Genomic DNA, 25,986 nt, shown 5'->3' on the forward strand with positions numbered 1-25,986 from the left:
CGCACGGATTGCATGGTGGATACTGCCAAGCCCGCTCCTTTGCCAGCCACGACCCCTGAGGTAATTGCTCCGCCAGCACTGCTGATCAAATGGGATTCCTGGCCAAAGGCCTTTCTCCTGAACTTAGTAGACCTGTTCCGGCCGATTCCGCCGCCGCTGGTTTTGACCTCGCGCCCGGCCCTGTTCTGGCACGACGTTTTTGTGCAGCGCGACATGCCTAAAAGGCCCTTTGTGGCTTCCTTCATCTACCACTTCGGGCTGGTTGCTCTTCTCTATATATTCCCTACTCTCCTGTTTCTGGTGAAGCCAACTCGGATCCAAACGCCCACAGACCAAAAGACGCTGACCTATTACGAGGTCTCGGAATACTTGCCGCCGGTCCAGACGGCCAGCGCTCCGGCCAAGGTTCCGCGCAAAGGATCGCCGGCCTTCTCCAAGCAACCGATTATCTCGGTCCCGCAAAATCCCGATAACTTTGAGCAAAGCGTGATTGATCCGAACCTGATCAAGATTGATCCGGAGCACGCTCAGCTTCCCAATATCGTGGTTTGGACTGAGACCCCGGTGCAGGCGGCGCCCACAGTTTCGCGTTCGATGACCAAGCTTATCTTGCCGACGCTGCCGGTCCAGGTTGTACAGCCCGCCGCCGAAGCCCACGCGCAGGAGATTAACAAACTCAAGTTGCCCGATATGCCGCAGCCTTCCGTGGTTCAGCCACCGCCGTCTCCAGATACGATACAGCGCAAACTTGGCGACCTGAACATGGCCAAGCTGAACGTGGAGGTTGAGCAACCCAAGCTGCCGGTGCCCGAGCAGGTTGCTTCGGTCAATACCCAGGCTGCTTCGGCGATCAAGCAAGGCCCAGACACTAATCCACCTCCGCCCCCGCCGGTTATCTCCGGAGGAGGCTCGGGCAGCGAAGCCGCCGGTAAATTAATTGCCTTGGGGCTGCATCCTGCGGACGTGCATGGCCCAATCACATTGCCCGGCGGCAACCGGCACGGCGAGTTTGCGGCAACACCGGAAGGCAAACCCGATGCGCCGGGCACACCCGATATCAAAGGCGGAGGCACAGGAAACGGAGGCTCAGGCTCGGGAGATAAGGGCGGACCGGGAAGCGGCTCCGGGATAGGGGCCCCGGGAATTTATGTCGGCCCCGGCCCGGTCAATCCGGGAGCGGCGGTGGCGGGACAGCCGACGTCCAACCCCAACGGAAACGGAAATTCTCCCAATACCAACGGCTCGCAGCCGCAAGAGGTGGCTACGCTGGCTCCGCCGGCTTATCCGCCGAGGAACCTGCCGGACAACGCCATTGAAGACTCTGTATTCAGCGGCAAGCGATACTATTCCCTCACTCTCAACATGCCAAACCTGGCTTCGGTCACGGGAAGCTGGGTCATACGCTTCGCCGAACTCAAAGACCGGCCCGAAAAGGGCGAACTCACCGCTCCGGTTGCGCTGGAAAAGGTTGACCCGGCGTATCCGCCGGATTTGATCCACGACCGCGTGGAAGGAACTGTGACCCTCTACGCCGTGATTCACAGCGATGGCACTGTGGGCAGCGTACGGGTGCTCCGAGGAGTAGATTCACGGCTCGATGAAAATGCCCGCGTCGCTCTCGCCCGCTGGCGCTTCCGTCCAGCGCAGAAAAACGGCGCAGCCGTGGACCTGGAAGCGGTGGTCCACATTCCATTCAAGCTGCGAAAACTCCCATTCTGAAGCAGTTCTCGGTTCTCGGTTCTCAGTTCTCAGCAAGAGCAACCGCAAACCTTTTCCGCCGCAGATGAACGCGGATCAACTCTGATTTTTCGGAAGATTTGTGAGGATCTCCCACCCCCACTTGCTGGCAAGTGTTTTTGAGCACCAAAACCGCGTCTGACCCGCGTCATTACTGGCGATAATCGGTTCGGGGCCGGGGACTTGCTGCTAGTAGCAGTCCTCAGTTGTCAGTCCTCAGTCCTCAGCAAAAGCAACCGCAAAAACCTTTCGCCCGCTGATTAACGCGGATCAACGCAGATTCTCGGGAAGATGGCCGGGGCCACACCCCACTTGCTAGCAGGTGTTTTTGAGGGCCAAAATCGCGTCTGACCCGCGTCATTATTAGCGAAAATCGGTCTGGGGCGGGGGACTTGCTGCTAGTCTGCCTGAAGTGGGGATAGCACATAGGAAAGAAGTCGGTTCTTGTCATTCCGAACGCGGAGCGGAGGAATCCCTATTGTGCCGAAAATCTTTAGGCTTCTGGCTTTAGCCCCTGAGGTCCGTACGCCATCCGAAGCAAATTTTCAAAGAGCAAGTGGACTATAAAAGCCCCGGCATTCTTGAACGCCGTCTCCATTCTTTTGCGGTTGTTTTCACTGGCAACCGGCAACTGGTAGCTGGCAACTGCTTCTCCATGATGGCCTGCAATCTCCAAGAAATCAATATTTTGATATCAGGTTGGTACCAATTAAGCGGTCTCGAAACTGCCCTTTGTGATTCATTTCCTTCGCGTCCTTGTGGTCAACCTCATATATAAATAAGTAAAGAATGAGGTATACCGTCATACGTGCGTGGTATTGTGCTGGCAATGCCAAACATATTTGGAGGCGCGCATGAAGGTGGTGCAAGTCATTTTCGTCTGTCTCATCGTTCTGCTATCGCTTCCTGAAATTATCATCGGCCTGATCCCGATGCGCGTATACACCAGCGCCTGGTCGGTGCGTTACGACTATTTGGCCGCTATTTCCATCCCGCTGATGATTGGCGTGCCAGCCCTGCTTCTTGCGGGCGTGGCGGCTTTCCGGCTGGGACGGCGCTCCACCTGGGTGCCTCTCGTGTTGGCCGTGGGAATCATGATCGCCGGTGCAATTGTTCTCCCCCAGTGGTTGCTTTTTACCATGTGGGCAACCACGGATATTGCGAGCGAGGCAGACGAGGTTACGGCGCAGCGAATGCGAGATCTGCGTGCCGCCGTGGAGTCATGGGCGGGCAAGGAAGGCGCATACCCGCGCAACCAGACTGAGATGAACCTGGCGCTGCAATCTGCTAGCTTCGAGTTTGCCAGTCCATTCCAGCACAGAAGCCAGCGGCTGAACTATGAGATTGTGACGACGGGTAACGCCACTGGACCGGTGCTGCGTGAGGACCGGCCGGCCTTGCTCTCCTACACCGTGAACGCGGAAGGCACCCACTACTGGATCACGGGCACCGGGTTGCCCTCGGCTTTCGCCGACAACGCTTTTCTCCTGCGCGACGGGAGGGGTGGGCCGCCCCTGGTTTATGAGAACAGACTGCAAGGGCGGGTAGGCAGGAAATAAAAAAAGCGCGGAGTGCTTTCCTTTCCTTTTGTCGCCGGATGGGCCACTCGCCTGCCTTAGGGGACAATTGTCCTCGTGTGTAAACCGGCTGGCCAATATGTTTCCCTGGCTTTACAAAGACGGCATTCCATCTGATATCTTTCGCCACCGTCGTCGGTGGGCAGCGGCGTTTGGCCCTGGGGCTTCCGGCGCCGCTACATCAGCTCCTCAATAAATGCCTTGGCGGCGTCGGGTGGGACGTGCATGTCCCTGTGCACCAGCGGGCCTTCGTTGACCACCGGCTCCGAGGCGTGCAGGGTGGGAACATCGTTGCGCTCGAAGAATTTTCCAATGGGGATTTCGTCACCCCAAAGCAAAGATTTGCCCATGGCAGCCATCCAGTCGTTAGCATCGTAGGCAGCATCGTCTTCCAGCTTCTTTACGCGGGGACGGAACCACTGGTACGTATTGTCGAGGTTGTAGGTCACGCATGGGCTGAAGACATCGAGGAACGAAAAGCCTTTGTGCTCGATGCCCTGCTTGATGAGGTCGGTCAAATGTTTCTGCTCGCCGCTGAAGCCGCGAGCTATGAAAGTTGCGCCGGCAGCCAGGGCCATGGAAATGGGATTAATGGGCGCTTCGACGTTGCCGAAGGGCGCGCTTTTGGTCTTCATGCCCAGGCGGCTGGTGGGTGAGGTTTGGCCGGTGGTGAGGCCGTAGATCTGATTATCCATGACGATATAAAGCAGGTCGACGTTACGGCGCATGGTGTGGACGAAGTGGTTGCCGCCGATGCCGAATCCGTCGCCGTCGCCGCCGGTGACCAGCACGGTGAGCGCGTGATTGGCGAGCTTTACCCCGGTGGCCACGGCGAGGGAGCGCCCGTGCAGGGTATGCATGCCATAGGTGCTGATGTAACCGGGAAAGTTGGAAGAGCAGCCGATGCCGCTGATGGTGACGACTTCATGAGGGGGGATCTGCAACTCGACCAGGGCCTTCTGTACGGCGGCGAGCACGCCGAAGTCGCCGCATCCCGGACACCAGTCGGGATCAACCTTGCCTTTCAGATCGGCCATGGTGAGTGGCTTGGGGGGCGCTATGGTTGCCATTTTCTTTCTCCTTAAACCATGATTTCGTGCATCGGAACAGAAAGATTTGTCTTCCCGCTCAACTGCTCTTTCACCGCCTCAACGATATGGTGCGGCATGAAGGGTTCGCCATCATACTTGCGGATGTTCCCATCGGGTACGAAGCTGGTTTCACTGCGCAGGTAGCGCGCAAACTGTCCGCTGTAGTTGTTCTCGACGATGATGGTGTGCTTCGCGCCCTCGAGAAGATCGAGAATCGCCTCGCCGTGCAGCGGCACCAGCCACCGTATCTGCAGGTGATTGGCAGAGATGCCCTGCTCGCGCAGCAGCTCACATGCCTCTTCGATCACGCCCTGGGTTGAGCCCCAGCCAATGAGCGTGACATCGGCCTTGCTCGGGCCCTGCAATGTGGGCGGTGGAGCTGCGGCCGTGATGCCCTCCATCTTGCGCATGCGCTTTTCCATCATGGCGCGGCGCTTGATGGGATTGGTGAACTCGTCGCTGATCAGCACTCCGTCTTCGTCATGCTCGTCGGTGGCAGCCGTGTGGGTGTGTCCGGGCACACCGGGAATAGCGCGCGGAGAAACTCCGCTCTCGGTAATCTTGTAGCGCTTGTAGATGGTGTCTGCACCGCCGTTGCTGCTTCCGTTCCCATTGGCGGAAGTGATCAACTCGCCGCGATCGATCCTGGGATTGAAATTCAGCTCCTTGGGGTCAACGCTGAGCCTGCCCTCCGACAGCAACAGATCGCAGAGCACCAGGCCGGGACACTGGAACTTGTCAGCAATGTTGAATATTTCAGGGATCAACGTGAAGCAATCGCCGATGTCGAGCGGGGCGGCGATGACGCGGGGATAATCTCCGAAGGCGGCGCCCAGCATCTGCCAGAGGTCACCTTGCTCGGTCTTGGTGGGAACTCCGGTAGAAGGGCCGGCGCGCTGGCAGTTGATTACAACTACTGGCGTCTCCATCATTGCGGACATGCCCAAGCCTTCGCTCATCAGGGCGAATCCGCCACCGGAAGTCGCACACATGGCGCGAACGCCCGCGTGCGCGGCGCCGATGGCCATGTTGACCACGCCGATCTCATCTTCCACCTGGCGAACCATGATGCCGGCCTTGCGCCCGTGCGACGCCATCCAATGCAAGACCCCGGTTGAGGGACTCATGGGGTACGCGCAATAAAATTTCACACCGGCGGCCGCCCCACCCATGGCCATGGCCGTGTTACCGGCGAGCACGGCGTACTTGTGTTCCGTCATGGGCAGCGGGCGGGCAAAGGGCTTGAAGTTAGCAGAGCCGTAATCATAGCCGGCGCGCGCCACTCCGACGTTTTCCGCGACCACGGCCTCACCTTTCTTCTTGAACTGTTCGGCGAGGACGCTCTCCAGCGACTGGAAGCCGATGCCCATCATGCTGAGCGCCGCACCGAGCGCGAGCGTATTCTGCGCGACCTTGTTGCGAGTGATGTCCGCCAGTTTCGAAACTGGAAGCGGGCAGAGTTGCACGCCAGAAGCGGCGACGCCGGGCTTGATGGCGTCGGCATTGTAAATGCAAGCCGCGCCAGCGGTGAGCAGACTCAGGTGGCGGTCCATGGTGTCCTGGTTCAGAGGGATCAGCAAGTCAATGCGGTCTCCCATATTGGTAACTTTTTCACGACCGGTACGAATGGTCAGAAAAGTGTGACCGCCACGAATAATCGATTGATAGGCGTTGTAGGCGTTCAGGTGCAGTCCGCGGCGGCTGAAGATTTTGGCGAAAATGTCGCCAGGAGTGGCTACACCCTGGCCAGCCGCGCCGCCAATAGCAATGGAGAAGGTCTCCCTCATTAGGATAGCTCCAAGTGGAAGTTCTGAGTCTGATCCGAAGAAAAAGGGCCCCACAGGATTTTTGATCCATCCTGTGCGCTCCCAAGCATACACCCGAAACGCAGCTACAGGCTATAAGGTGCGGGTTGTTCTGCAGGCTTTATATCTAGTCGGCCGAGGCGCTCTGGGTTGAGGTGGCTTCAATGAGGTCGTAGATGGCCTGGTTGGCGCAGGCTTCGTAATAATGATGGTCGGTCCATCCCTTGAAAGAAAAGTCGCGGGGATCAATGCGGGCGATCTTGCCCTCGCGCACAATAATGCGGCGGAAGGCGCCCTGCCCTACCGGAACCACGCCGCAGTAGAGGCGGACGTTTTCCACGTTCCAGACGGTTTGTATTCTGCGCTCCATCACCTGCAATGAAATTTCCTGACGGAGCTTCTCGAAGGCGCCCTGGTTGATGTTGATGCCACCGATGTTGTAGCTGACCTGAAATTCTTCGCTGGCGGAGTCGCCGGAGGGATCTTCAATCGTCTGGAAGGAATAGACATTGAACAGGCTGCTGGCGCCATCCAGGTGCTTGCGGGCGCTGCGGCTACAGGAAGAGAGGCGGTCGCTTTCGTTGAGCGCCTTGGAGATCATGATCTGCGAGCTGCCATCCATCAGGTACATGGGTGCCGCATCCTGATAGGAGATTCCGATGCCAAGTTCCAAAATGGGAAGCCCTGCCTTCAAGGATTGCTCGTTGTAGGCGCGGACGATATCAATAATCTCGCGCGCCAGCGCGCAGGCGCGTCCCACGCCGAAGCCGGGCTCTCCTTCACGCTCAAAAAGGGCCATGATAATGGCATCACCCTCGATAAAAACCTTGGAGGCGCTGTACTTGGGCAGAAGCTTGTTGACCGGCTCGTAGAAATTCAGGCTGAAATACGATGCCGGGTTCAGGCCGCGCTCGAACAGGGTGCGCGTCAGCGTGGTGGAATCGCGAATATCGGCCTTGATGATGACATGGTGCACAATTTTTTCTTCCAGCGGCTTCTGCTCTTCGGGAAGAAGGACGTCATACAAGGTGTTGTTGATGGCGGAAAGCTGGCGCAGTTTTTCGTTGCTGATGACGTTGATGCCATCCATGGCAGAGTTCACCGCCTCGAGCCGGCGCAGGTCGCGGTGATAGCGGATGAAGTCGCCCAGGAAGCGGCCAGCCAGCTTGGCGCGGTCCGTGCCCTTGCAATTTGAAATGCGCTTGACGCCCACATTGAGGTTATCGGGGGAGATGCGCCCGTGCTCCTGCAACAGCGACTCCACGCGCTTGCGCTCGGCGCGGGAGATCAGCGCATTCTTGAGCTGCTGCGCATTGATTGGCGGCGAGTACTCGCCCAGCAAAGGAACAACCTCATAGGAGGCAATCACGTGCTCCATCACGTTGTGGCGCTCCAGCAATTCGACCCAGGCATTCAAGATGGCGCGCTGCGCTTTTCCGCGAACCGAGGTTTCATCGGGAGAGCCGCCTGCCACCAGCTCTTGTGCGTTCTCCGGGGAACTCAGGTAGCCATCGAGCACGGCGTCTTCTTCGTATTCCGGCGACACGCCTGAAGTCTTGAGGAACTCATAGGCGAAAGAGAGCAGGGTCTGGAAGCGGTCAGGATCACGCTCATAGTTACCCAGCATCACGTAGTGCTCGGCGTTCAGGTAATCGTCGTGCCCATCTTCGGTGAACAGCAGGCGGTTCATGAAAAGGTCGTATTGGGGCGTATCGTCATCGCCAAATAACGAGCGCCGCATCTTGCCCAGGGTTTGTTTTTCGATCTCGCGCAGGGTCTGGAAGATATCCTGTCCGGCGCGCCGCAATATGGTTTTTTTATTGACCTGGAAGCGGGCAAAACGTTCACGCAGCTCCAGGGCCTTGCTGGGATTGATGGGACGCGGGCCTTCAAAACTCTTCAGCTTGGCGCGGCAGCGCTCCAGCACGGTGTTGAAGCGGACCGGCAACTCGCTGCGAAGAAATTTGATAATGGCGATGCGGACGAGAAGATCCACATCAATGTTGTTGTCGGCCTTGGCCCGGTTCAGACCGGCAACGTGGATATCCACGAGCATGCGCTTGAATTCAGCCGGATCTTGACCCTTCAATGAACGGAACCTGCCCGAATCGGAGGCCGAGGGCGGAGGCGTTTTGTTTGGCCCCAGTAAAATTGAGGGCGGCCGTTGCGGCACGACGATGGGCTCCTCGGCAAAATCCTCCACACTGCCGTAGGTCATCACCAGACGATCCATGTGCATGCGGGCGGTTTCGGAGAATTTGGTGCTGAGAAAAACGTCGGAGCGGACGTTATCCACACCGGTCATCAACCCTTTCAGCGTGAGCGAGGGCTGATAAGTTGATAACGTCAACTGCCGCGCGTGATCGGCCAGATTGCCGCGCTGTAAGAATGGAAATGGCGCCATAGGGAAGAACCACATCTCCGGAGCACAGCTCACCCGGAACCCATTGGGAAAACTGAGAGTCGCTTGGGAAAGACTAGCATGGGTGACGCTATCCAACAAACGTTACATTAGTAACGAGCCCGAGGTGGTGGATTTTGAAAATTCCTGGGTTAAAGCCCAATCTTTATTGGCTGTTGACATCCTCAGTAACACTTGGGTTTGAGGATTGGAATTGAGCCGCAGCAGGATTGAGCAGCCGTAAAAAACCTAGGTCTCTCCACTTCGCCGCGAAGCGCGGCTTCGGTCGGGATGACAAAAGTTGGATTAGGAAATAAGGATGTCAATCGAGCCAACTTGTTCTATGCTTTTCCGAGATTAGCAGCGTAACTTCTGGTCAGTGACGATAATTCGGCGCACACTTTGGCGTGTTGCAGATCATCAGCCTGATTTTTCATCTCCAGCAGATCGGTTTTCGGGTCAAACAACATCGCACCGTTCTTCCCCCCGGGCCCGAACTCGGCGTAGCGCCATTTTTCGGTGCGCACGGCGACACCATGCAAGCTCGAGCCGTCTTCGCTCCAAACGCTGTACGCGGGACGATCCCACTTTGCCTGCGGATTGTGCAACAAGGGAACCAGGCTTTTGCCCTCAACGCCGGAAGGCAACGGCAGGCCGCACAACTCCACTAATGTTGGATAAATGTCGAGCGACTCCACGATGCGCAGGCAGGATTGGCCATTGCCCTTGGCGCCGGGAACGGCCATGATCATAGGTACGCGCGTTCCCATCTCGAACAGCGAGCCGGCCTTTGACCATTTTCCCTTTTCGCCAAGCTGATAACCGTGGTCGGCCACGAAGACGATGATGGTGTTCTGGCGCAACCCTAACCGGTCGAGCTCGGCGAGGACGCGAGCGACGTTCCAATCCACCCACGAAATCGAAGCAATGTAGGCGCGGATGACTTCGCGGGCTTCGGCGGGGCTGGCGGTGCGTCCGATGAACAGGTCGGCGTTGCGCTTGCGAATGGCCGCGCTGGGGAATCCGGGCGGCACGGTGGGCCACGAGGCAAAATCGGGCGTCAACTCGATTTTGTTTACGTCATACAAATCAAAAAACTTCTGCGGCGCGGCCGGCGGGCTGTGGGGTTTAACAAATCCGCAGGCAATGAAAAATGGCTGGTCTTTGTATTTGCGCAGATACTCGATGGTGTGGTCGGCGGTGTGATAATCGCCGTTGCCTTCGCCGCTGCCATCCAAAACGACAATGCGGTCTGAATACGCGGCGCGGCTCAAATCCTGCGGAAGCGTTGGCGCCGCATCGGCCGGCTTGGGCGGAGACTGGGTTGACGGAAGCACCTTGTCTTTGCCACCGGCACCGCCGCCGCTGGCTTCGCCTTCTCCCGGCTGGCCATCGGCTTCGTCCCACGCTTCAGGATCATCAATGCCGCCATGAAAGATTTTGCCGCTGCGCACAGAGACGTATCCGCTTTGCCTGAACAATTGCGGAAGGCTGATCCAATTCGGATGAATGTCACGGAAAGCGGTGCGGTTGCCCAGCACGCCCGTCTTGGTCGGCGGACGGCCTGTGAGCAATGAGGAACGCGACGGATTGCACAGCGGAAACTGGCAGTAGTTCCTATCGAAGCGGACGCCCGATTTAGCCAGCCCATCGAGGTTCGGCGTCTGGGCGCGAAACATGCTGCCGTAACAACCCAGTTCCACGCGCATGTCATCGGACATCAGGAACAGGACGTTAGGTTTGAGCTTTGCGGATTTGGAGGCACCCGCAAACATCGGGTACGACAACGATGCTGAGACCGCCACACCGGCAACCTGTCCCAAGAATTTTCTGCGCGTGATTCGGCCCATTGGTGCGGGAAATTTTAACACCAACAGCAAATTGTGAAAAAGCAAGCGCCCCTTCGCGGCGGAAGCGCCGGCTGAGCTCGATCACCTACGGAGCGCTATGACCAGCACACTGCAGCACGCCCAGAAAGGCGCTCCACGGACCGACTGCGTCACGATACTGATGGGCCATCACGCGGGATAGTTGATGCACATGAGTGAAGTCGTGAACCGCCCATGTCGCCAGAAGTTGCGATAGCGTCACCACTCCCAGCGCTGGATGCCTTCCTCGCCGGGTCAAGTCTTCCTGCTGTAAATTCAGTGCCTGCAGCGCAACTAGATTCTCCCTTCGCAGGCGGGCGAAATCTTCCAAGAGCTGCTCCAGCGACTTGTCTTGACTCTCTTTCAACTGCGCAAAGCGGTCAAAGGGATCAAATGGCCGCGCTTCGCCGCTCTCCAGTATGATCCGCACCCGCGGCATCCAGTCGGTGCGCTCCCCGAAGACCAGGTGGCCCACGATGTCGAACGGGCTCCAGGTATCTTTTCCTTCGTTGCCGCGCACCCAGATGTTGGGCAGCCCGCGCAACAGCGCATTTAGGGTCGCGGGAGTGCGCGTGAGAACTGCGATGGCCTCGTCCAGGCTGAAGTCCGTCAAGCTTTTCATGCCCATGTAGATGCATGCCTGGCGCTTCGGACTCAGTGGGGTATCCCTTTGCTAGCTTGGTCGCGATCTCAGAGAAAGTCTCGCCTGGCCTCCCTGGGGGGTGAAAGGGTCTCGGAGGCCCTACCCGCAGCCCCTTGCCAGCTCGGTGTTATTTTCAAGTCATTGTAATAAAACGAGATAACTGTCTAAAACCCTGTCAGCTAAAAGGCCAGGCAAATGAAATATTAAAAAAAAGCTTGACACGTTTTATAGTGTTATAGTTAACTACAACACTAGATTCTAGAGCGTGCGCTTTGAAAATTGCCACGCGTCATGCAAAGAAGAAAATGCAACTCTTAAGGAGAACGGAACATGAAATCCCTTCGCGTACTGTGTGTTGTTCTAATTTCGCTCTCGACTGTGGCTTTTGCCCAGTCCGACGCGCAAAAATCTTTCGACAAACTAAAAACTCTGGCGGGCACCTGGCAAGCCTCGGTGACCGTCGACCCGCCACAGAAGGATATGGGAGACGGAACGACGACGCAGGTCACAGTGCGCGTGACCTCCCGCGGAAACGCGCTGGTGCATGAGATGCACGAGATAGGAAAGCCAGACGATCCGACGCGTTACGACCATCCGGTTACGATGCTCTACCTGGATGGCGATCGTCTGCTCCTGACGCACTATTGCGACGCTGGAAACCGGCCGCGCATGGTCGCCAAGACCTCGCCGGATGGGAAGAAGGTGGAATTCGATTTTCTCGATCTCTCTGGCGGCAATGAGTACGGGCACATGTACCACGCCGTGTTCACGATTATCGATGCTAACCACCACACAGAAGACTGGACTTATATGATGCCGGGCGACAAGCCCCTGCACGCGCACTTCGACCTGAAGCGGGCACAGTAAGGATCCCGGTAACGCGAACTGGAAACCAGATGGAACGTGAGTGGAATGACAGTCAGCCGATTTACCGCCAGCTTCGTGACCGAGTGGTCGCGATGATACTCGACGGAGTGCTCAAGGAAGGCGACCCGCTGCCTTCGGTGCGCAATGTCGCGACCGAATATAGGGTCAATCCGCTCACGGTCCTGAAGGGCTATCAAGAACTCGTGGACGAGCAACTGGTCGAGAAGAGGCGAGGTCTCGGCATGTTCGTCAAAGTGGGCGCGCCCAATCTGCTGCTGCAGGGCGAACGCCAAAAGTTTCTGGCCGAACAATGGCCCAGGATCCACGCAACCATTCAGCGGCTCGGACTGAAACCGGAAGAACTGCTGGATGCTGCCGCAAAACGTCCCTCGTCGCCGGATGCTGTAGGGGCGGATGCCGCAAAGCCGGATGCTACAGACAAGGAGCGTTGAAAGCCCATGGCATGCATAGAAGCAAAGAATCTCCGCAAGGCCTTTGGCACAACCGTCGCGCTGGACGGCGTCAATTTGCGTGTCGAAGAGGGCCGCATCCTGGGACTCATCGGTCCTAACGGCGCAGGCAAGACTACCGCGCTGAACGCAATTCTGGGCCTAACCCCATATCAGGGAGAGCTGAAGGTTCTCGGACGCGACCCCTGGAACGAGCGCGATCAGCTCATGCGCGATGTCTGCTTCATTGCCGATGTGGCCGTGCTGCCGCGCTGGATAAGGGTTTCGCAGGCGCTTGATTACGTTGCCGGCGTGCATCCGCGGTTTGATCGCGCGAAGGCGGAAGGGTTTCTTGCCAGGACCACCATCCGGCATGGCAGCAAGGTCAGGGAGTTGTCGAAGGGCATGGTGGCCCAACTGCACCTCGCTCTGGTGATGGCCATTGACGCGAAGCTGCTGGTGCTGGATGAGCCGACGCTGGGCCTCGACATCCTCTATCGCAAGCAGTTCTACGATTCGCTGCTGAACGACTACTTCGATCGCCACCGCAGCATCGTGGTGACGACACACCAGGTGGAAGAAATCCAGCACGTCCTCACCGATCTCATGTTTATCAACCAGGGCCGCATCGTATTCGCTTGCAGCATGGAAGAATTCGAGTCGCGCTATGTAGAAGTCACGGTGCGTCCCGAGCATGTCGCCGCCGCCCGTGCGCTCAAACCCATGTACGAGCGCCAGGTTTTCGGGCGCAGCATTTTGCTATTCGACCATGCCGATCGTCAGCAACTCGCCCCGCTTGGCGACATGCGCACGCCCAGCATCGCCGACTTGTTCGTTGCCGTCATGAGCAGTCAGGCGGGGCAGGCACAAGGAGCAGCTCAATGAATACTCAACCGAATGCTGTGCCCGAGTCCCCGGCCGACTCCCAGCAAACCGCGGCCACGGCGGCGACCCGGCCTATGTATTGGTCGGTGCGGCGTGAATTGTGGGAGAACCGCTCGATCTATGTCGCGCCACTGGCTGTCGCGGCAGTGGTAGTGTTCGGCTTCTTGGTCAGCACGCTTACTCTTCCGTACCGCATGCATGCGGCGTCGGCGCTCAATCCGGCCGAGCAGCAGGCCGCAATGGCAGAGCCCTACACAATCGCGGCGTCGCTGATCCTGGGGGCCACTTTTATCGTCGGGATTTTTTACTGTCTGGACGCGCTGCACGGGGAGCGCCGTGATCGCAGCATCCTGTTCTGGAAGTCGCTGCCGGTCTCCGATCTTACGACAGTGCTTTCGAAGATGAGCATTCCAATGGTCATTCTGCCGGTGCTCGGTTTCGCAATCGCTGTAGTCACGCTGTGCATCATGCTGCTGCTGAATGCCCTAGTCCTGTTTGTGAGCGGTCTCAGTGTCTCGACGCTCTGGGCACAGGTGCCGGTGTTCCGGATATCGCTGGTCCTGTTCTACCACTTTCTGACCGCGCATGCGCTCTGGTATGCGCCCATCTACGGCTGGCTGCTGCTGGTCTCAGGCTGGGCGCGGCGCGCGCCATTTCTGTGGGCCGTCTTACCGCCGCTCGCGATCTGCGCCATCGAGAAGCTTGCGTTCAACACGATGCATTTCGCCAACCTGCTGCAGTACCGCTTGGAGGGAAATCCGGATAGCGGCCTGCATTTCCCGCTGGTGCAGCTCACTCCGTTGAAATTCCTGAGCGCGCTGGGTCTGTGGACCGGGTTGGCGCTGGCTGCGGTATTCCTGATCGCAGCGGCCCGGCAGCGCCGCTATCGAGGACCGATTTGATTCGCCAGCATGGGGGATTCACTCCCTCGCATAAGGCAGAAAAGATTATGAGCAAGACAACAAACCTGTAAGCAGCAAATTTAATTCGATGTTCAGGAGGACATATGGAACCCGTTATTGGCATTAACAGCTCAGCGATTGAATGTACGTCTGTCTCAACCAGCGCTCCCATCTGGCAGGATGTGCTGGCACAGGCGATCACCGGTGAACTGCTCGCCGCAATGAACTACAAGTCTTTAGCCGAAATATGTGACAACGCCGAAGAAGCAGCCGATGCCCTGGAGCATGCGGAGAATGAACACGGACATGCTGCTGCGTTCGCTGCCGAGGGCCGCAAGATTGGAGTGAACGTGACGAGCAACGTCGAGGGGATGCATTGGAAGCGGCTCCGCGAAGCATTCCTGCGCTGCATCGCCGAGCGTGATTTTATTGGCTGCCTGATCGTCCAGGAGATCATGCTGGAATCCTTTGCCGTCGCCAGCTATGCACGCGTCGCTAAGGTCGGGCCGGGGAGTCTGGGCAAGACCTTTGCCCGCATCGCAGCCGAGGAAGAAGAGCACGTGGATCACGCCCTGGCGATTCTCAGAGCGGAGCGGGCCCTGGACGCCCAGCGTTTCGACGACAAGGTATACCGGCTGCATCTGGAAGTGATGACCACGCTCGCCAAGATGCTGGCGAAGGAATGCAAGGATGGACACTGCGAGGTGTGCCATGGCAGTTGTGTGAAGCCATCGCTGTTCCAGGTCAGCTTATCAGCAGCCCAGTTGCGCGGAGCGTCATTGCAACAGTATTTGAAGACGCTCGACATGCTGGGGCTGCCCGGGGAGGTAACACTCGCATGGGTCACTCAGTTGCCAGTGTAGCTGTCTCTGGGCGGACGATCGAGCAGGTTGATTTCGCCCTGATCGGCCATCAGGAGAGTTGGAAAGCAGCCGCGGACGTACTTGCTGTGTTGCGCGGACCGGAGCATACGCCTCTGCCGGACGATGAGATCAAAGACATCCTTCCATGGATTCCGCCCAGGGCGGTCTGCCATGTCGAAGTCGGATCGATCGTCAGTACAAAGATCGGGGGCGCCAAATTTAAGTCGCGCGGCCTCTATATCGACTCATTCATTCCTCCCGACCGTCTGGATGCCGCTTACATTCACGAGAACCTCGCCTGCGTTCGAAGGGCGGCGGCCTGCGCCATCAACGCGGGAGCCAAGATCGTGAGCCTCGGCGGATTCAGCTCCATTCTGATCGAGGGCAACTTCGATCAGCTTCCGGAAAGGCACGATACGGTCTTTACGACGGGCAATACGTTGACGGTTGCTTTCATCGTTCAGGGCATCAGGAAGATGTGCGCGCTGGAGGGCCAGGAGCTCCGAAGATCAACGCTGCTCATCGTTGGGGCAACGGGCGATGTGGGTTCCGGGTGCGCCCGTTGTTTAGCGCCTGGGGTGAAGCGCGTGCTGCTCAGCGCACGCAACCTGGAGCGGCTACGCAGGCTCGCCGCCGAGCTCGAAGCTGACGGAATCGAGGTGGAGATTGCGACGGATCTTCGGCAGTTCTCCGCAGAAGCCGACATCGTGATCTGCGCAGCGAGTCTGGCAGCCCCTTCGCTACTGTTGGGCCGGATCGCACCGCACGCAATCGTTTGCGATGCGGGCTACCCGAAGAACCTGTCTCCAAGCGTGGAGATGCCTGGCGCCAAGGTCTTCTTCGGAGGCCTGGGCCAGATCACCGGCGGATTGAGTTTCGCGCCGGATTTTCATGGAATTCTGAATCGGCATCCGTTTCCCGATGTGGTCCATGGATGTCTACTCGAAGGCATGGCTCTCGCTCTGGAGGGCCGCTACGAACCCTTCTCTCAGGGAAGAGGGTTCATCACCCGGGAGCGCGTCGAAGAGATTGAAACCATTGCTGCACGGCATGGGATCTATCTCGCACCGCTTTACAACGCCGATGGTCCAGTACAGGACGCTCTTGGTTGCCGGACAGAATGGCCGGGAGGACTGAGTGCGGGGGCGAGAGACCAGATCGAACTAACGCAGCCCGATCTGCTCCCACGGACGTTTTAATTGCGCACATATGTCTGTGCGTTGTGCGTGCACTTTTCCCCGTTTTAGTTTTTGGCAGGAGGACACAATGATTCGAGAACGAGTGCTCAAGGTCGTATTGATGTTAGTGGGGTTGCTCTTTTTGGCAGGTGTTTACCCGCTCTTGAGATGGCAGCCGAATCAGACAATCGAGCAGATGCTCGGCGGCATCTATGCCGCACTGGGGATTTTTCTGCTGCTTGCGTCACGTAACAGGTCAGTGAATCGCGGCTTGATCGCCTTCACGACGTGGTCGACCGTTGCTCACGCAGCCATCATGACACTGCATTTCCACTTGTTATGTTCAATGTAGAAGTGATCGCAACATCGTTGCATTGCGTGGCACCGTTTGACCAGACTTAAGGAGTGCAGAATGCGATTTTTACCCATATTGGTTCTTCATATTTGCGGGGGAATCTTAGGCCTGTTGTCCGGTACAGTAGCAATGTCTTTGCGCAAAGGCTCCAGCCGGCACGCTGTGGCGGGAAATGTATTTGTCATAGCCATGGTGTGCATGGCCGCAAGCGGGTCGTATCTGGGGTTCATGAAGCACCAAATGAACAATGTCTTCGGCGGCATTCTAACGATCTATCTAGTGACAACGGCATGGGCAACAGCCCGGCGCAGGGAGGGTGAAACTGGCATTTTCGATTGGGCGGGATTTCTAGTTGCATTGGGCATCGGAGCCCTCAGCGTGGCCCATGGGCTAGAAAAGGCCACAGGCCGCATTGGGTCAGATGATGGCGTTCCCGCCGGCATGGATATCTTCATGGGCTCGGTGATTCTGCTTGCTGCCGCGGGAGACCTTCGCATGCTCGTGCGCGGCAGTCTTTCTGGCACGCAACGTCTGGTACGCCATCTTTGGCGCATGTGCTTTGGGCTGTTTATTGCTACAGGATCTTTCTTCATCGGACAGCAACAGGTATTCCCCGCTTTTATACGCAAGACAAACGTACTTTTTATCCCAGGTATCCTGCCACTGATCTTGATGATTTTCTGGCTGGTCCGAGTTCGCTTCGCAAATGCATATAAGATCAAGTCGATGCCCGGCAGAGGTGACGTTTATTCCCCTACGGACTTAGCCTTAGACCCCTCCTTCCCGCAAGACACAGGCGGGAACAGCAATAGAACCAGAACAAGGATGTCCACATGAAGGCAATCGTCTGTCGAAACTACGGTTCGCCCGATGTCCTAAAGTATGAAGAGATTGAAAAGCCGACCCCTGGGGACAACGAAGTTTTGATCAAAGTCCGCGCGGCTTCCGTCAATCCAGTTGACCGGCTCTTCCGAGGCGTGCCGCATGTCCTTCGCATAATGACCGGGCTGCGCAAACCAAAGGACCCACGAGTCGGCGTGGATGTTGGCGGCCAGGTTGAAACGGTCGGCAGGAACGTAACCCAGTTCAAGCCAGGCCACGAGGTGTTCGGCGCGTGCAAAGGTGCCTTTGCCGAGTATGCGTGTGTTTCCGAGTCAAGATTGGCCATGAAGCCGAATAAGGTAACGTTTGAGCAAGCGGCTTCGGTACCTGTGGCGGCATTGACCGCATTGCAGGGCCTTCGCGACAAGGGACAGATTCGATCGGCGCAGAAGGTTTTGATCAACGCTCGGGGAAAAGTAGTAATAACTTTGGAATATAACGACAAAACCTAACAACGCGCCGCCGCAGTGTACGCCGGCTCGCCGTGCGAGACGAGTACACGCTCCCGGAGCCCCACCTGCGATTGCGGGTTGTGCTTCATCATCTGTAAAGCCCCATCAGAGTGTAAGAGAGTCACGGCTCATCCGGAACTGACCGATTATCCCAAATCAAGACGGTGCTATGCTTATGGCCGCCGTGAACAACGAACATCCACTCCACGCCGGCCGCGGCTTTCATGTGCTGACCAAACCGATTGGTCCGATCTGCAACCTGGATTGCAAATACTGCTTTTACCTTGAAAAGCAGAAGCTCTACCCCGAAGAACGTGAGTGGCGGATGAGCGATGAGGTGCTCGAGGAATACATCCGCCAATACATCCAAAGCCAGGCTGTGCCAGAAATCAATTTCGCCTGGCAGGGCGGCGAGCCGACATTGCTGGGCGTGGATTTTTTCCGGAAGGCCGTGCAGTTGCAACAGAAGTACGCCGACGGCAAATTGATTTCCAACGCGCTGCAGACCAACGGCACGTTGCTCGACGACGAATGGTGCGAATTTTTGGCCGCGAATAAATTTTTGGTGGGTCTTTCGATTGACGGCCCGCGCGACCTGCACGACAAATACCGGCTAGACAAAGGACAAAAGCCGACGTTTGATGCCGTCATGCGCGGGCTTGAGTTGCTGCAAGAGCACAAAGTTGATTTCAACACGCTGACGGTGGTCAATCGCGCCAACTCGCGGCAGCCGCTGGCGGTATATCGTTTTCTCAAACAAATCGGCAGTGAGTTCATTCAGTTCATTCCGCTGGTTGAACGCCAGCCCTCCAAGCAATCCAAGCTGCTGGGTCTGGATTTTGCCGCGCCTCCGGATTTGCAGCAGGCAGACGACCCGCAATCACCCGTGACTGCGTGGAGTGTTGAGGCAAAACAATACGGAAAATTCCTGTGCACAATTTTTGACGAGTGGGTGCGCAAAGACGTCGGCCAGACTTTCGTGCAATTGTTCGACGTGGCGCTGAGCAACTGGATGGGACTGGGCTCGGCGCTCTGCGTCTTTGCGGAAAAATGCGGTGTGGCGCTGGCCATTGAGCACAATGGCGATCTTTACAGTTGCGACCACTACGTGTATCCGAAATACCGCCTGGGCAATGTGATGAACCAGGGCCTCGGTGAAATGGTGCGCTCAAGCAAACAGATAAAATTCGGCAACGACAAGTTTGATTCGCTGCCGCAGTATTGCCGGAAGTGTGAAGTCCGTTTCGCCTGCAATGGCGAATGCCCCAAGCACCGTTTCATCAAGACTCCCGATGGCGAAGACGGCCTGAATTATCTTTGCGCCGCATACAAGCGGTTCTTTACACACATTGATCCTTATATGCACACCATGGCGCAGTTGCTGCAGCAAGGCCAATCTGCTGCGGAGATCATGGGGGTGTTGAATCGTAAGTAAGGATGGACCCAGAAAGACAAAAGCAAACCACGAAGGACACGAAGTACTCACACAAAGGACACAAAGAAAAACAAACCGAGGATTTTCCCCGTTCTGTACCTCGAAACCCTGCATCAGGATAAAGCCACGTGGGAAACTGTGCCCTGACACAACCCGATTTATGAAACCAACTCTAGTACGAGAACGCTCTGGGAAACAGTCGAGCCGTGCTGGTTGCGGTTGCGGTGGCGCCGCCTGTATCAAGGATTGTCACCGTAACGTTCCACCCGCCGACTTTTTTATAGGCGTGGTTGCCGCTTACGTTGAACACCGGTCCGCTCTTGGTAATGATTCCCAGAGTAGGCGCGGTTCCGTCTCCCCAATCAATACTGGCGGTGAAATTTCCGATGCTGGGGCTGGGATCGGCATCGGTAAAGCTGGCTACGACGAGAGAAAAGGGCGCCCCCAGGCGCACGTGCAGGCGGCGGCCGGTTGCGGTCAGGGGAAAATCATCCTTCACGTTTGAGGTCGCGGTGGTCATGCTTCCACCCACGTCGTGGATCGTGATGGTTGCGGTGTGGCCGCCGGTGGCGATGTAGGTGTGCGTGCCAAGCACATTGAAGCCGCCGCTGGCGTTGGCTGAGACCGTTCCCGCCGACGAGCTGCCGTCACCCCAGTTGATGAGAGCGGTGAAGTTACCCACAACTCCATTGGGATTGGCGTCGGTGAAGGTGGCCATCACGGCTGTAAAGGATGCACCGTGGGGCGCGGCGACTGTAGTACCCGAAGCCGAGAGCGATGCGTCCGCCACGGACACGGTCGTGTTGGCAATGACTGAGCTACCGCCGTCATCGGTCACGGTGATTTGCGCATTGTAGGTCCCTTCATCGGCATAGACGTGATTGCCACTCACATTAAAGCCACCTGTTCCGTTGGTGGAAACAACAGCCGCGGACAAGGTTCCGTCGCCCCAGTTAATGGTGGCAGTGAAATCACCAGCAACTCCATTGGGATTGGCGTCAGTGAAGATGGCCATCACCGCATTGCTAAGCAGTGCGCCCTCGGTAGCATTGATGGTTGTGCCTGAGGCAGAGAGCGGTGCATCCAACACATTCACATTTGTGTTCGCACCGCCCACGCTGCCACCGATATCGGTTACGGTAATTTGCGCGGTGTAGGGTCCTTCATCAGCATAGGCGTGACTGCCGATTACATTAAAACCACCCCCTCCGTTGGCGGAGACAACAGCCGCCGACGAGGTGCCATCACCCCAATTGATGATAGCGGTGTAATCACTGACAATTGCATTGGGATCTGAGTCACTGAAGGTAGCCATGAGGACATTACTAATGAGTGTGCCTTCGGTGGCGCCGATGGATTGGCCCTGGACTGAAAGCGGCGCGTCAGCCACAGACACACTTGTGTTTGCGCTGGCTTTGGCGCCCCCAACATCCATCACGGTGATTTTTGCAGTATAGTTTCCCTCCTCGGCATAGACATGACTGCCAACGACATTGAAACCACCCGTTCCGTTCGCTACGATCGTTCCCGAAGATGATGGTGTTCCGTCACCCCAGTTGATGATGGCTGTGTAATCACTCACAACTCCGTTGGGATCTGCGTCGGTGAAGGTCGCCATCACGGTATTACTAACGAGTGTGCCTTCGGTGGCATTGACAGTAGTGCCCGAAGCTGAGAGAGCTGCATCCGTAACAGACACGCTTATGCTCATGTTGGCCGTGCTGCCGCCGGTATCCGCCACGTGGGTACCGACGGTGTAACTTCCTTCCTCGGCATAGACATGACTCCCGATGACATTGAAACCACCTGACATGTTGGCTGCGATCGTTCCCGGGGATAATGATGTGCCGTCACCCCAGTTGATGGTTGCTGCGTAATCACTCAGAGTTCCGCTGGGATCTGCGTCGGTGAAAGTTGCTACAGTCAGGTTACAAACGGCCCCTTCGGTGCAGTTGGCGGGAGATGTGCCCAAAGCTGAGAGCAGTGCATCGGCCACAGTCATACTTATGTTCGCGGTAACAGCACTGCCGCCGGAGTCCGCCACGCGGGTGCTGACCGTGTAGCTCCCCTCCTCGGCGTAGACATGACTGCCGCTGACATTGAACCCGCCCGTTCCGTTGGCTACGATCGTTCCCGGAGATGATGATGTGCCGTCACCCCAGGTGATGGTTGCTGTGTAATCACTCACAACTCCGTTGGGGTCGGCATCGGTGAAAGCTGCTACCGTCAGATTACAAACGGCACCTTCGGTGCAGTTCCCGGGGGATGATGCTCCCGCAGTGAGTGGCGCATCTTTCACCGTAGCCGTGCTCGGGGTAGCAACATGGTCTGAGTTGTCTGAGTTGTCCGGTATGCGGTGCAGGGTCACTGTAACCGTAGAGTTCCCTTCTTCTGCATACGTGTGATTGCCGATCACGGCGAACATGCCAGCACCAGGCTGGCTCACAATTCCGGCTGATAAGGTGCCATCACCCCAATTGATTGTCGCCGACACGTCAGAGGGCAGATCCGGAGAGCTATCCGTGAAGCTGGCGACAGCTCCATTGAAAGAAGCGCCCTCAACGGCATTGAAGTTGTTTCCGGTCCCCGTAATTGTGCCGAAAGCATGAGCAGAAAAAATGGCTACAAACACCACGAGGGTGCAAATGCCTTTCGGCTGAATCAACGACAAGGATGACTTCACTCGGATTTTCCTTTAATGACTCTTCAGGCGGGCGGCCTCGAACTCGTCGCCATGTTGCCACGCGGGCAATTGCGGCAGATTGGCGGCTTTCCAACCCAGGGCCAATCCGAAGCGGGCCATGATGGCCTCGCCGCGGAAATCCATGTCGGGACGCAGCTCGTCGCTGGGCTGATGATAGTTGTTCTTGGTGTAGTAGTCGGCCTGCTCCAAGCCCCACTCGCGGGTGTGTCCCTGGTATTTCATGCCTTCGTTGATGGAGAACGAAGGAACACCCACGCGCGCCATGCTGAAATGATCGGAGCGGTAGTAATGTCCGGCATCGGGATGAGAGTCGGGGATGATGGTCAATCCGAATTGTTTTGCAGTCTCCTGCACGACGGGATAAAAGTTGGTGCGCTCAGAACCCACGACTTCAGTCTCTTCCGGCACACCTCGTGCGGGAACGTCATCATAGTTCAGGTCCAACGCGATCTTGCCGGCAGGAATCGGGGGATGCATCCCAAAATATTTTGAGCCCAGCAAACCTTGCTCCTCGGCGGTCACGGAGACAAATAAGACAGACCGCGCCGGCCGCTGCGGCGCATAGGCAAAGGCGCGGGCAATTTCCATGATGATGCCGCAGCCGGAGGCGTTATCCATGGCGCCGTTGTAGATGTTGTCGCCGGGCTGGTCAGGATGAATTCCCAAGTGGTCGTAGTGGGCGGTATACATAACGGCCTCGTCTTTTCTTTTCTTGTCGGAGCCGGGAAGCATGGCCACAACATTGTTCGACTCGAAAGGGCGCACCTTGGTCACCATATGCGCTTTCAACCGCACGGGCAGCGGAATAGGACGAAAATCGGGAGAAGCGATTTTCTTAAGCCAATCATCAAAATCCTGCCCGGCGAGCGATGCGATCTTGCGGCCCACGCTCTCGTGAATGCGGGCAGCAGCTTTCAACTTGGGGTCCTCATCTCCGCTCAGACGCGATTGTTCGCCCGACCAGGAGTTGCGCACTACGTCCCAACCATAAGGATCAAAGCCTTCTTTATGGATGAGCAAAACTGCGACCGCACCTTTACGGGCAGCTTCTTCGAATTTGTATGTCCAGCGCCCATAATAAGTGAGCGCCTTGCCGGTGAAAAACTTGGGATCATCGGAAGGCGGTTCGTTGGTCACCATCACAAGCACTTTGCCTTTGAGGTCAACATCTTTATAGTCGTTCCATTTGTACTCGGGAGCATCAATGCCATAGCCGACGAAAACAAGGTCGGCGTCAATATCGCTGCTGGGATTCTGGGTCTCATCGGTGGCAACATACTCTTCGCCCGCCTTCAGCTCTATTTCCTGGCCGTCATGCACGATGGCAAACTTGGTCTCGGGCTGCGCGGTCAGTCCCACCATGGGCACCTTTTGCAGAAAAGTGCCGTTATCCCCGGCGGGCTCGAGGCCCATGAGAGCAAATTGCGTGGCGATGTACTGCCCGGCAATATCGCCTCCGCGCGCGCCGGTGCCGCGCCCTTCCAGCAGGTCATGCGAGAGAAAACGTATGTGCTCGCGGATGCGGTCGCCGCTGATGGAATCCATGGACGCAGCAACGCCAGCGGGCAGGCCGGAATGTGGACCACTCGCAGCGCTCTTCTTTACAGTGGCGGCCTTTCCGTTTGCAGTTGGCGGGTTTATAGCCGATGGCTTTGCAGTCTGGGCCAGAACAACCGTTGGAACAGCAGAAATCATGAAGATCAGCAGCAAACATGCAGGTTGACGCATGGAACCTCCCGAGGCAATCGAAAGCGGTATTTCGCAGAACAGCAGAGCAGAATAGACTAACACCTGGGCACAATTTTTCCATTCATTCAGTGCGGCGTTTTCGGTACAATTCCCATTCCCCGAAACTTGAGAGGAGAGGTATGAACAAGCAAACTCGCGTCCTTTTCGTAGTTATGGCATTTCTGATTCTGGTGTCAACTCTGATGGTTACAGGTTGCAGCCGGTTTACATCATCGAGTTCGACGCCCGCGGCCCAACCGGCAGCGACTCCGGCGCAAACGGCAGCAACGCCGCCACCAGCGACAGCAGCGGCCACACCCTCTGCGGCTGCTTCTTCTGCCGATGCTAACGCGGCGACAGTAGAGCTAAACCAAAAGCTTTCGGCCGTAGACTGGGCCCTCAAGCAAGAGGATTTGAAGAATGATCCCAATGGCCAGTGGGCGATTGATGCAAACGCATCTTCTTCCTATGGCGACGCTAAAGGGGCGGCGGCATGGTCAGCTATGCAGGCCACCGGCGCACCCAACGTTGAACACTATGGCGATGACGGCAGAGCCTGGGCGCCAAAAACCGCCGACGGCGGAATTGAATGGCTCGATCTAACCTACGGCAAGCCGGTGAACGCCAGCGAAGTGCGTATCCGGGAGTCGTGCGGGGCGGGAGCCGTGGTCAGGCTTGAGATTTTTGACGACCAGGGTAACTCGCACAAAGTGTGGCAAGGGGATGACCCCACGAAAGAGTTGAATTATTTCATCCTGAAATTCCCGACCACCAGCTACAAAACCAACCACCTGAGAATAACGTTGGCCACGAATGCGGTGCCGGGCTGGAATGAAATTGATGCGGTGCAATTGATTGGGAAATAGGCAGTGAAGAAGCCCTCGCGTAGGGACGTAGCTTGCTACGTCTCTTTTTATTTAGGGGGCTCACGGCGGCCCTTCGCTCGCACTCGTGGTTCCTCACGACACACACATACAAGCGGCTCAAAGATGCCCAACATGATTGTCAGGACAACGCTGTTGCTACGCCTTCGCGCAGAGATGTAGCATGCTACGTCTCTACTGATTATCCGCGACCGCGGATCAGTTTCTGGAGCCTCAACCAGGTTTGAAATCGGGGGCAGTGTCGCCGGGTTTGAACAGTTCGATCTTCGGCTTACCGGCGGCCGCGGCGTACTGCTGATTCAGCCGCTCCATGTCTTTCTTGTCCCAGCCCACGCTGGAGAATTCGACTTTGCCCTCGGGCGAAATCCAGAACACAGTGGGAACATTGGTCAGCCCGTAAGCATTAGAGACCGGATATTTGCCGATTTCATCCAGCCCAATGGGAAATTCCACGCCGTACTGTTGTGCGAAAGCCGTGGTATCAGCGGGGCCATCCTGCGAGATGCCGATCATCTGCGCCTTGCCGTTGCCATAAGCCGCAAACATACGCTCCAGATAAGGAAAGGCCAACTGACAGGTCGGACAGGTGACCTTAAAAAATGCAGCCAGCACCGGTCCTTGCGAACGGGCTTTTTCGAGAGAAAATTTCGAGGGTTGCCCCATCAGATTGAGCGAGAATTCCGGCGCGCGGCTTCCGGAGATTAAAGCAGGCATGGACAGACTCCTTGACTTTTGATTCTTCGACCTGTTCTTCGATCTATTTTTATTTTAATCGAGGAGTGAGAAGCGCTGCAGAATCTTGCGCGTCAACCCCGTAAGCGGAAGACTATTGAGCCGTCGAATGTTAACCCACTTTGCCGGGCTTTGTTCGGCTTTGGGCTTGGCATCTTTGGACCTGGATTGCTCTGTTTCTTTTTCCCGTTCGAGGCAGGCGAGAATCTCAAAATCCGTATTTGTGATGGAATGCCGCAGGCGTACGCTCGACGCAGATTTCGCAACTCTTCCGTTGTACTGTGGCAGCTCCCACATGGAAGGCATAAGCGTAGCACTCGCCGGTCGTTGCACAAGGTAAACGCGCCCCTGATATAGCTTTACCCGATAGGCTGAGCGGACTCTTCTGCGCGATTCTGGTGCAGTTGGCATCCGTAGTTTTCGTGAGCTGGTAAATTGCTTTCTGCCACGGCACAACTGTGCGAGCGGACACGCGGAACACAGCGGCGTCTTCGGCAGGCAGACGGTTGCGCCCAGCTCCATCATGGCCTGGTTGAAGTCGCCAGGAC

22 protein-coding genes are annotated in these 25,986 nt (G+C 57.0%); 13 read left to right on the forward strand and 9 right to left on the reverse strand.

What is annotated here, in order from left to right; genetic code table 11:
* Positions 1–12 precede the first annotated feature (12 nt).
* On the forward strand, positions 13–1,719 hold the full coding sequence (locus VK738_10760) for an energy transducer TonB (GenBank protein ID HTD23126.1): 1,707 nt from the start codon (positions 13–15) through the stop codon (positions 1,717–1,719).
* Between the two features lie 872 nt (positions 1,720–2,591).
* Positions 2,592–3,296 carry a hypothetical protein gene (locus VK738_10765; protein HTD23127.1) on the forward strand — a complete coding sequence of 235 codons (705 nt, stop codon included), beginning with the start codon at positions 2,592–2,594 and terminating at the stop codon, positions 3,294–3,296.
* Between the two features lie 194 nt (positions 3,297–3,490).
* On the opposite strand, the gene VK738_10770 is transcribed toward VK738_10765, so the two are convergent.
* From VK738_10770 to VK738_10790, 5 genes are all read right to left on the reverse strand, one after another.
* Positions 3,491–4,384: a 2-oxoacid:ferredoxin oxidoreductase subunit beta gene (locus VK738_10770; GenBank protein HTD23128.1), complete on the reverse strand. Its 894-nt coding sequence runs from the start codon at positions 4,382–4,384 to the stop codon at positions 3,491–3,493.
* An 11-nt stretch (positions 4,385–4,395) separates the two neighbouring features.
* Positions 4,396–6,192, reverse strand: coding sequence for a 2-oxoacid:acceptor oxidoreductase subunit alpha (locus tag VK738_10775; protein ID HTD23129.1), 1,797 nt, complete (start codon positions 6,190–6,192; stop codon positions 4,396–4,398).
* A gap of 145 nt (positions 6,193–6,337) precedes the next feature.
* Positions 6,338–8,614, reverse strand: coding sequence for a hypothetical protein (locus VK738_10780; GenBank protein ID HTD23130.1), 2,277 nt, complete (start codon positions 8,612–8,614; stop codon positions 6,338–6,340).
* 338 nt (positions 8,615–8,952) lie between these two features.
* Positions 8,953–10,461, reverse strand: a complete 1,509-nt coding sequence (locus tag VK738_10785; GenBank protein HTD23131.1) for a sulfatase — start codon at positions 10,459–10,461, stop codon at positions 8,953–8,955.
* An 85-nt stretch (positions 10,462–10,546) separates the two neighbouring features.
* Positions 10,547–11,101, reverse strand: coding sequence for a DinB family protein (locus VK738_10790; protein ID HTD23132.1), 555 nt, complete (start codon positions 11,099–11,101; stop codon positions 10,547–10,549).
* 351 nt (positions 11,102–11,452) lie between these two features.
* On the opposite strand from VK738_10790, the gene VK738_10795 reads away from it, so the two are divergent.
* From VK738_10795 to VK738_10840, 10 genes are all read left to right on the forward strand, one after another.
* Positions 11,453–11,989, forward strand: coding sequence for a hypothetical protein (locus VK738_10795; protein ID HTD23133.1), 537 nt, complete (start codon positions 11,453–11,455; stop codon positions 11,987–11,989).
* A gap of 29 nt (positions 11,990–12,018) precedes the next feature.
* The gene (locus tag VK738_10800) at positions 12,019–12,441 is read left to right on the forward strand and encodes a GntR family transcriptional regulator (GenBank protein ID HTD23134.1); all 423 of its coding nucleotides are present in this window, start codon (positions 12,019–12,021) and stop codon (positions 12,439–12,441) included.
* Positions 12,442–12,447: 6 nt separating this feature from the next.
* A complete protein-coding gene (locus VK738_10805; protein ID HTD23135.1) occupies positions 12,448–13,323 on the forward strand; it encodes an ABC transporter ATP-binding protein in 876 nt (291 codons plus the stop codon).
* Positions 13,320–14,225: a hypothetical protein gene (locus VK738_10810; GenBank protein ID HTD23136.1), complete on the forward strand. Its 906-nt coding sequence runs from the start codon at positions 13,320–13,322 to the stop codon at positions 14,223–14,225. The genes VK738_10805 and VK738_10810 overlap by 4 nt, the downstream gene beginning before the upstream one ends.
* 104 nt (positions 14,226–14,329) lie before the next feature.
* Complete coding sequence (locus VK738_10815; GenBank protein HTD23137.1) at positions 14,330–15,088, forward strand: ferritin-like domain-containing protein; 759 nt, start codon at positions 14,330–14,332, stop codon at positions 15,086–15,088.
* Positions 15,064–16,287, forward strand: a complete 1,224-nt coding sequence (locus VK738_10820) for a hypothetical protein (GenBank protein ID HTD23138.1) — start codon at positions 15,064–15,066, stop codon at positions 16,285–16,287. The genes VK738_10815 and VK738_10820 overlap by 25 nt, the downstream gene beginning before the upstream one ends.
* A 67-nt stretch (positions 16,288–16,354) precedes the next feature.
* Positions 16,355–16,618 carry a DUF6632 domain-containing protein gene (locus tag VK738_10825; GenBank protein HTD23139.1) on the forward strand — a complete coding sequence of 88 codons (264 nt, stop codon included), beginning with the start codon at positions 16,355–16,357 and terminating at the stop codon, positions 16,616–16,618.
* A 132-nt stretch (positions 16,619–16,750) separates the two neighbouring features.
* Positions 16,751–17,458: a hypothetical protein gene (locus VK738_10830; GenBank protein HTD23140.1), complete on the forward strand. Its 708-nt coding sequence runs from the start codon at positions 16,751–16,753 to the stop codon at positions 17,456–17,458.
* Entirely contained in the window at positions 17,455–17,955 is a 501-nt protein-coding gene (locus VK738_10835) for an NAD(P)-dependent alcohol dehydrogenase (GenBank protein ID HTD23141.1), read from the forward strand. The genes VK738_10830 and VK738_10835 overlap by 4 nt, the downstream gene beginning before the upstream one ends.
* Before the next feature lie 175 nt (positions 17,956–18,130).
* Positions 18,131–19,390, forward strand: a complete 1,260-nt coding sequence (locus VK738_10840; protein HTD23142.1) for an anaerobic sulfatase maturase — start codon at positions 18,131–18,133, stop codon at positions 19,388–19,390.
* Positions 19,391–19,562: 172 nt separating this feature from the next.
* Here the strand turns inward: VK738_10840 and VK738_10845 are convergent, their stop codons facing one another.
* On the reverse strand, positions 19,563–22,073 hold the full coding sequence (locus tag VK738_10845) for a hypothetical protein (protein ID HTD23143.1): 2,511 nt from the start codon (positions 22,071–22,073) through the stop codon (positions 19,563–19,565).
* A 12-nt stretch (positions 22,074–22,085) separates the two neighbouring features.
* Complete coding sequence (locus VK738_10850) at positions 22,086–23,822, reverse strand: M28 family peptidase (GenBank protein ID HTD23144.1); 1,737 nt, start codon at positions 23,820–23,822, stop codon at positions 22,086–22,088.
* A 140-nt stretch (positions 23,823–23,962) separates the two neighbouring features.
* Here VK738_10850 and VK738_10855 point away from each other — a divergent pair, with 140 nt between their 5' ends.
* A complete protein-coding gene (locus VK738_10855; GenBank protein HTD23145.1) occupies positions 23,963–24,688 on the forward strand; it encodes a hypothetical protein in 726 nt (241 codons plus the stop codon).
* 231 nt (positions 24,689–24,919) lie between these two features.
* Here VK738_10855 and VK738_10860 read toward each other — a convergent pair whose 3' ends face one another.
* Together VK738_10860 and VK738_10865 are read right to left on the reverse strand one after the other, a co-directional pair.
* Positions 24,920–25,420 carry a TlpA disulfide reductase family protein gene (locus VK738_10860; protein ID HTD23146.1) on the reverse strand — a complete coding sequence of 167 codons (501 nt, stop codon included), beginning with the start codon at positions 25,418–25,420 and terminating at the stop codon, positions 24,920–24,922.
* Positions 25,421–25,474: 54 nt separating this feature from the next.
* On the reverse strand, positions 25,475–25,986 hold a 512-nt coding region (locus VK738_10865; GenBank protein ID HTD23147.1), incomplete at its 5' end, for a hypothetical protein.

It is taken from the genome of Terriglobales bacterium (assembly GCA_035487355.1).
Taxonomy (GTDB): domain Bacteria; phylum Acidobacteriota; class Terriglobia; order Terriglobales; family Acidobacteriaceae; genus QIAW01.

Coding starts and splice junctions, on each gene's coding strand:
- VK738_10855 (HTD23145.1), top strand. CDS start 23,963: ATGAACAAGCAAACTCGCGTCCTTTTCGTAGTTATGGCATTTCTGATT.
- VK738_10820 (HTD23138.1), top strand. CDS start 15,064: ATGGGTCACTCAGTTGCCAGTGTAGCTGTCTCTGGGCGGACGATCGAG.
- VK738_10860 (HTD23146.1), bottom strand. CDS start 25,420: ATGCCTGCTTTAATCTCCGGAAGCCGCGCGCCGGAATTCTCGCTCAAT.
- VK738_10840 (HTD23142.1), top strand. CDS start 18,131: ATGGCCGCCGTGAACAACGAACATCCACTCCACGCCGGCCGCGGCTTT.
- VK738_10770 (HTD23128.1), bottom strand. CDS start 4,384: ATGGCAACCATAGCGCCCCCCAAGCCACTCACCATGGCCGATCTGAAA.
- VK738_10800 (HTD23134.1), top strand. CDS start 12,019: ATGGAACGTGAGTGGAATGACAGTCAGCCGATTTACCGCCAGCTTCGT.
- VK738_10835 (HTD23141.1), top strand. CDS start 17,455: ATGAAGGCAATCGTCTGTCGAAACTACGGTTCGCCCGATGTCCTAAAG.
- VK738_10785 (HTD23131.1), bottom strand. CDS start 10,461: ATGGGCCGAATCACGCGCAGAAAATTCTTGGGACAGGTTGCCGGTGTG.
- VK738_10780 (HTD23130.1), bottom strand. CDS start 8,614: ATGGCGCCATTTCCATTCTTACAGCGCGGCAATCTGGCCGATCACGCG.
- VK738_10790 (HTD23132.1), bottom strand. CDS start 11,101: ATGAAAAGCTTGACGGACTTCAGCCTGGACGAGGCCATCGCAGTTCTC.
- VK738_10810 (HTD23136.1), top strand. CDS start 13,320: ATGAATACTCAACCGAATGCTGTGCCCGAGTCCCCGGCCGACTCCCAG.
- VK738_10775 (HTD23129.1), bottom strand. CDS start 6,192: ATGAGGGAGACCTTCTCCATTGCTATTGGCGGCGCGGCTGGCCAGGGT.
- VK738_10815 (HTD23137.1), top strand. CDS start 14,330: ATGGAACCCGTTATTGGCATTAACAGCTCAGCGATTGAATGTACGTCT.
- VK738_10850 (HTD23144.1), bottom strand. CDS start 23,822: ATGCGTCAACCTGCATGTTTGCTGCTGATCTTCATGATTTCTGCTGTT.
- VK738_10760 (HTD23126.1), top strand. CDS start 13: ATGGTGGATACTGCCAAGCCCGCTCCTTTGCCAGCCACGACCCCTGAG.
- VK738_10765 (HTD23127.1), top strand. CDS start 2,592: ATGAAGGTGGTGCAAGTCATTTTCGTCTGTCTCATCGTTCTGCTATCG.
- VK738_10825 (HTD23139.1), top strand. CDS start 16,355: ATGATTCGAGAACGAGTGCTCAAGGTCGTATTGATGTTAGTGGGGTTG.
- VK738_10830 (HTD23140.1), top strand. CDS start 16,751: ATGTCTTTGCGCAAAGGCTCCAGCCGGCACGCTGTGGCGGGAAATGTA.
- VK738_10795 (HTD23133.1), top strand. CDS start 11,453: ATGAAATCCCTTCGCGTACTGTGTGTTGTTCTAATTTCGCTCTCGACT.
- VK738_10805 (HTD23135.1), top strand. CDS start 12,448: ATGGCATGCATAGAAGCAAAGAATCTCCGCAAGGCCTTTGGCACAACC.